Origin of the sequence: Stenotrophomonas sp. 2YAF22, assembly GCF_052114665.1 — a bacterium.
GTDB lineage: Bacteria > Pseudomonadota > Gammaproteobacteria > Xanthomonadales > Xanthomonadaceae > Stenotrophomonas > Stenotrophomonas indicatrix.
Genome location: NZ_JBFRFE010000260.1, coordinates 1 through 5,490 on the forward strand (window position 1 = coordinate 1; position 5,490 = coordinate 5,490).

At 62.3% G+C, this 5,490-nt stretch carries 4 protein-coding genes and 1 pseudogene; 4 read left to right on the forward strand and 1 reads right to left on the reverse strand.

Going from position 1 to position 5,490, the window contains the following annotated elements; all coding sequences use genetic code 11:
* The first annotated feature begins 168 nt into the window (after positions 1 to 168).
* From AB4Y84_RS11755 to AB4Y84_RS11770, 4 genes are all read left to right on the forward strand, one after another.
* Positions 169 to 855 carry a gamma-glutamylcyclotransferase gene (locus AB4Y84_RS11755; RefSeq protein ID WP_442243577.1) on the forward strand — a complete coding sequence of 229 codons (687 nt, stop codon included), beginning with the start codon at positions 169 to 171 and terminating at the stop codon, positions 853 to 855.
* Positions 856 to 983: 128 nt separating this feature from the next.
* Positions 984 to 1,568 carry a TetR/AcrR family transcriptional regulator gene (locus AB4Y84_RS11760; RefSeq protein WP_442250169.1) on the forward strand — a complete coding sequence of 195 codons (585 nt, stop codon included), beginning with the start codon at positions 984 to 986 and terminating at the stop codon, positions 1,566 to 1,568.
* A 41-nt stretch (positions 1,569 to 1,609) separates the two neighbouring features.
* A complete protein-coding gene (locus AB4Y84_RS11765) occupies positions 1,610 to 2,722 on the forward strand; it encodes an alkene reductase (protein WP_442243579.1) in 1,113 nt (370 codons plus the stop codon).
* Between the two features lie 44 nt (positions 2,723 to 2,766).
* Positions 2,767 to 3,798 carry an aldo/keto reductase gene (locus tag AB4Y84_RS11770; RefSeq protein ID WP_442243580.1) on the forward strand — a complete coding sequence of 344 codons (1,032 nt, stop codon included), beginning with the start codon at positions 2,767 to 2,769 and terminating at the stop codon, positions 3,796 to 3,798.
* Between the two features lie 376 nt (positions 3,799 to 4,174).
* Here the strand turns inward: AB4Y84_RS11770 and AB4Y84_RS11775 are convergent.
* Positions 4,175 to 5,490: pseudogene (locus AB4Y84_RS11775) on the reverse strand (excinuclease ABC subunit A); the annotation flags it as partial.

Genomic DNA, 5,490 nt, shown 5'->3' on the forward strand with positions numbered 1-5,490 from the left:
CCATGCTTGAGGGCATGTCCATCCAAGCCAGAGACGGGTTGTCACTGGCGCAGATGCGCGCCATCGGGGCGCTGGCGGCTCGCTTGCTACCGGACCGCACAGAGAGCGGCGGAGTTGCATGATGCCGGCGTTGCTGCCCGAAGTTTCCGCCCGGCTCGGATCGTTCGCATGTTGAAGCGCGATGAGCTCGTTTCCTGGCTCTATCTGGATCACTTCAAGGCATTGCCACCAGATGCGGTCTGGAGTGGCAAAGAGCTGGCTGTTTCCAGAGAGGCTTTCCTGGCCGCCCGTCCAGCGTCGGCAGCGGACATCTGGCTGTTCGCCTATGGATCACTCATCTGGAACCCGACCCTGCAGTTTGAAGAGCGGGCCAAGGGCAAACTCCGCGGCTGGCATCGAAGCTTCTGTATGCATCTGATCGCGGGGCGCGCCACGCTCGAGCAGCCCGGCCGCATGCTTTCTCTTGAACCAGGCGGGTACGTCGAGGGCATCGCCTATCGACTACCGCGGGACGCCAGTGACGATGAGCTGGCAGCCATCTGGCTTCGGGAGATGATCACCGGTGCGTACGTCCCACAGTGGCTGGATATAGAACTGGACGACGGGCGTATCCAGCCTGCAGTTGTTTTCACCGCCAGCACGCAGCCGCAGCACTGGTGTCCCGACTCAAGCCCCGAAGCTGTAGCGTCATCCATCGGAGCTGCGGCAGGCCCGCTAGGTACCAACGTCGACTACGTTCGACTTCTGGCCACGGCGTTGGTCAGCGAAGGATTCAACGACGACTACGTCAATCGAGTCCTGGCCTTGCTGCCCGGCAGGGAGCATGAGGCGCTGGATGAAAGCGCCTGCGCGTAGTAGCCGTCTCAGGTACCCGGCAGAACTGGTAAAGCCCACAGGCACCCCACCACAAAGCCCTCCGAGAACTGAACAGGCCGGACATAGTTAGTAGACGACCGGTCAGTATTTGCCTCACACTAGCGCCCATGCCCAAGAAGCCAGCCACCGATACGCGTCAGCACATCCTGGATGTCGCTCGCACCCTCATGACTGCCAAAGGCTATACGGCAGTGGGCCTGGCAGAGGTGGTCGCGGCCGCGGGCGTTCCCAAAGGGTCCTTCTACTACTACTTCAAGTCCAAGGAAGAATTTGGACAGGCACTTCTGGATGAGTATTTCTCGGAGTACCTCGGCCGTGTTGACGGGATCTTGGGCTCAGCGTCCCCTGCTCGCGAACGACTGATTGCCTACTTTGAGTACTGGAGCCAGACACAGGGTTCGGTTCTGCCCGAAGGAAAGTGCCTGGTAGTGAAGCTTGGACCGGAGGTCTGTGACCTTTCTGAAGACATGCGTGGCGTGCTTGAAAGGGGCACAAGCGCCATTGTCAGCAGGCTGGTTCGCTGTATCGAGCAGGGCCATGCCGACGGTTCCATTRCAGCTACCGTCCAGGCGCAAACCACAGCCGAAGGGCTCTATCAGCTTTGGCTGGGGGCTTCCTTGATGGCCAAGGTCACCCACACTGCATCTCCGTTCGAGGGAGCCCTGTCCTCTTCCCTCAAGCTGCTGAGCTAACCCCATTTTTTTCCCATTTTTATAGACGACCGGTCAACTATATGAACATCACCATCGATAATGGCAAGCGCACAGACCTCTTCGACGCGGTCAGCGTGGGCAGCATTGAACTGAAGAACCGCATCGTCATGGCCCCGGTTACCCGCAGCCGCTATGAAGAAGACGGCATCCCCAACGAACTCCATGCCACCTACTACGCCCAGCGAGCCAGTGCCGGCATGATCGTTGCGGAGGCGACCAACATCTCTGCCCAAGGGCGCGGCTATGCTGCAACCCCCGGCATCTGGAGTGAGCAGCAAGTTGCCGGCTGGAAAAAGGTTACCGATGCGGTGCATGCCGCGGGCGGCAAGATCGTGAGCCAGCTGTGGCACGTTGGCCGTTTCTCCAGTGTTGAACTGCAGCCTGATGGTGCCGCGCCGGTTGCGCCTTCGGCGATCAAGGCAGAGGGCAACACCTACACGACGGAAGGCTTCGTCCCGGTCTCCATGCCGCGCGCCCTGAAGACCGACGAGATCCCCGGCATCATCGAGCAGTACAAGAAGGCTGCGGAGAATGCCAAGCGCGCCGGCTTTGATGGCGTGGAAGTCCATTCGGCCAACAGCTATCTGCTTGACCAGTTCCTGCGCGACTCCACCAATCAGCGTACGGACCGCTACGGTGGATCCATCGAAAATCGCGCACGCTTGACGCTGGAAGTCACCGAGGAGATCGTCAAGATCTGGGGCAGTGACCGCGTGGGCATCCGCCTCTCTCCGGTAACCCCCGATGCCGGCAATACTCGGCCGGACAGCAATGTCATGGCTCTGCACGGCTACCTCATCGAAAAGCTCAATGCTTTCAACCTGGCATACCTGCACTTCGTGGAAGGCGCCACCGCGACCAGCCGCACTGTTCCTGAAGGCGTGGACATGGATGCCCTGAGCGGCCTGTTCAACGGCCACTTCATCGGCAACAACAACTACGACCTGGAGATGGCAATTGAGCGCCGTGCCAGCGGGAAGATCGACTCCGTCGCCTTCGGTCGCCTCTTCATCTCCAACCCCGATCTGGTCGAACGCCTGCGCCGTGGCGCTGAACTGACCATTGCACCGCGTGAGTCGTACTACGGCGGCGGCGCCAAGGGCTACACGGACTGGCCGAACGGCAACTACTGAGCCGCCATTGCGGCGTCTTGCAAAGACAACCTGGAGAGATTCTGATGAATGATCCGCGGACTAACAGACTTGGTAACTCACAAACCCTGGTAAGCCCCATCGGGCTTGGCATGGTGGGCATGGCTGGCTTCAACAACAAGGTCAACTATCGGCAGGTTGAAGAGGCCATCGACGCAGCCTACCAAGGCGGCATCCGTCACTTCGACGCAGCACCGTTCTATGGCTACGGCAAGGCCGAGTACTACCTCGGCCACGCGCTCCGTGAACTTGGTATTCGAGACAAGGTGACACTGAGCACTAAGGCAGGCAGGGTCCTGCGACCCGCCAACCGCTTCACCGAGTTGAAGGATCGATACTCCATCGGCTGGGTCGATCCGCTCCCGTTTTTCGCCGAGTACGACTACTCCTACGATGGCATCATGCGCTCGTTCGAGGGCAGTCAGTTCCGGTTGGGCGTAGATTTCATCGAGATCCTGCTTATGCACGACGTTGGCGAGGCCTGGCACGGCGACGAAGCGGATATCTACTGGCGCCAGCTTGCAGGCAGCGGCTACAAGGCCCTGGAGGAGCTCCGCTCCAACGGTCTCGTATCGGCCGTTGGCTTGGGCGTCAATGATACCGACTCGGTGCTTCGTGCCTCGTCGGAGTTCGGCTTTGACTGCGCGCTTATCGCTGGCCGCTACTCGCTGCTCAACCATGGCCCGCTTGACGGTGCCTTTGATGAGCTCAAACGACGCGGGGTCGGGATCATTGCCGCCGGCGTCTTCAACTCAGGGATCCTGGCCACCGGCACCAAGGCCGGGACAGCAATGTATGACTACCAGAAGGTGCCGCCGGAAATCCTCTCGCGGGTGCAGGCGATCGAAGCAGTCGCAGAACGTCACGGCGTGAGCCTGGTAGCGGCCGCGATCGAATTCGTCCGTAAGCATCCTGCAGTAACGGAGGTCTTGTTAGGGGCGCAGAACGCCGATGCGGTGCGCCAGAACATTGCCGCCGCCAGCGCAGTCGCTCCCGCCGAATTCTGGGCTGAGCTCAAGTCTGAAGGCATCATCCCCGCGAAAGCCCCCACCGCCTGACCCGTCGGATCTCTCGAGGGGTTGTGGGTTCAGAACTGAGTCGGCCCTTACTAATGGGCCGACTACTTGCTGATAAATGGACAGCGTTGCCAGCAGGAGCTGAAGCCCGAAGCCTCGCCACTCCGCAGGAGGATTCCGGCCTACCATCTCCGCATGCCTGAGAAGACTCTCTGGCGAGCTGACCAGCTAGGAACCCATGCGCTGTTCGGGTTGCGCCATTCGGACTTGTCGGCGTCCACTCGCATTGGACAGGTTCGGTTGCTCTTCTTCCCCCGATAACGCGCCCTTATCCTCTGCCCCGTCGATGTCCGCTCCCGGCCACAAGCAGCCAATGGCCCAGCCGCCGGCCAACAACCCATCCAGATCCGCCCTCGACTCAGTCGCCCTGCCCCAGCTCCCGCGCAAGGAAGGGCGCCGTCCTGCTGCCCTTGGCGCGGGCGACCTGCTGCGGCGTTCCCTCGGCCACGATGGTGCCACCCGCAGCGCCGGCGCCAGGCCCGAGGTCAATCACCCAATCCGCCTGCGCGACAGCACGCATGTCATGCTCGATCATCACCACCGTATTTCCGGCTTCGACCAGCCGCTGCAGCTGGGCCAGCAGCCGGTCCACGTCCGACGCATGCAGGCCGGTGGTGGGCTCGTCCAGCACGTAAAGCGTGCGCCCACGCTGGCTGCGCTGCAGCTCGGTCGCCAGCTTGATGCGTTGTGCCTCACCGCCTGACAGTTCCGTGGCCGGCTGGCCCAGCCTCAGGTAGCCCAAACCGATTTCCTTCAGCAGCTGCAGCGGGCGGGCAATGGCATCCTCCTCGATGAAGAACGCATGCGCCTGGTCCACCGTCATCTGCAGGACCTCGGCGATGTTGCGGTCGTTCCACAGCACCTTCAGCGTGGCCTCGTTGTAGCGGGCGCCGTGGCAGGTGGGGCACGGTGCATAGACGCTGGGCATGAACAGCAGTTCGACGCTGACGAATCCTTCGCCCTCGCAGGTCTCGCATCGGCCCTTGGCAACGTTGAACGAGAAGCGGCCCGCATCGAAACGCCGGCGGCGTGCGGCCGGCGTCGCGGCGAACAACTTGCGCACGTGGTCGAACAACCCGGTGTAGGTGGCCAGATTGGACCGTGGCGTTCGGCCGATGGGCTTCTGATCCACCTGCACCACCCGCTGGATGGCGTCCACATCGCCTGCCAACCGACCTCGCGTCACTTCGATCACTGTTGGCCCGTCCGTAGACGCGCCCTCGGCGCCATCGTCCGCGGGCTCATGCCCCAGGTGCAGCAGCATCAGCTCAGGCAGCGCCTGCGCCATCAGGCTGGACTTGCCCGACCCCGAAATGCCGGTCACTGCGGTCAGCAACCCCAGCGGCACCTGCGCATCCACGCCCTGCAGGTTGTGGCGGTGGATGCCCTTCAGCTCCAGCCAGCTGTTGGCGCTGCGCTGCCGGCTGGCGGCCGCGGGCATCTGGTCGAACAGATACAGGGCGGTCCGGGACTCCTTGACCAGCCGCAGACCGTCGGGCTCGCCACTGTAGAGAACGCGCCCGCCATGCTCGCCCGCCTCTGGGCCGACATCCACAAGCCACTGCGCGCGGCGCATCAACTCCAGATCATGTTCAACAACGAACACCGAGTTTCCGCCGTCGCGCAGCCGGTCGAGCGCATCGTACAGCGCCTGGCTGTCGGCAGGATGCAGGC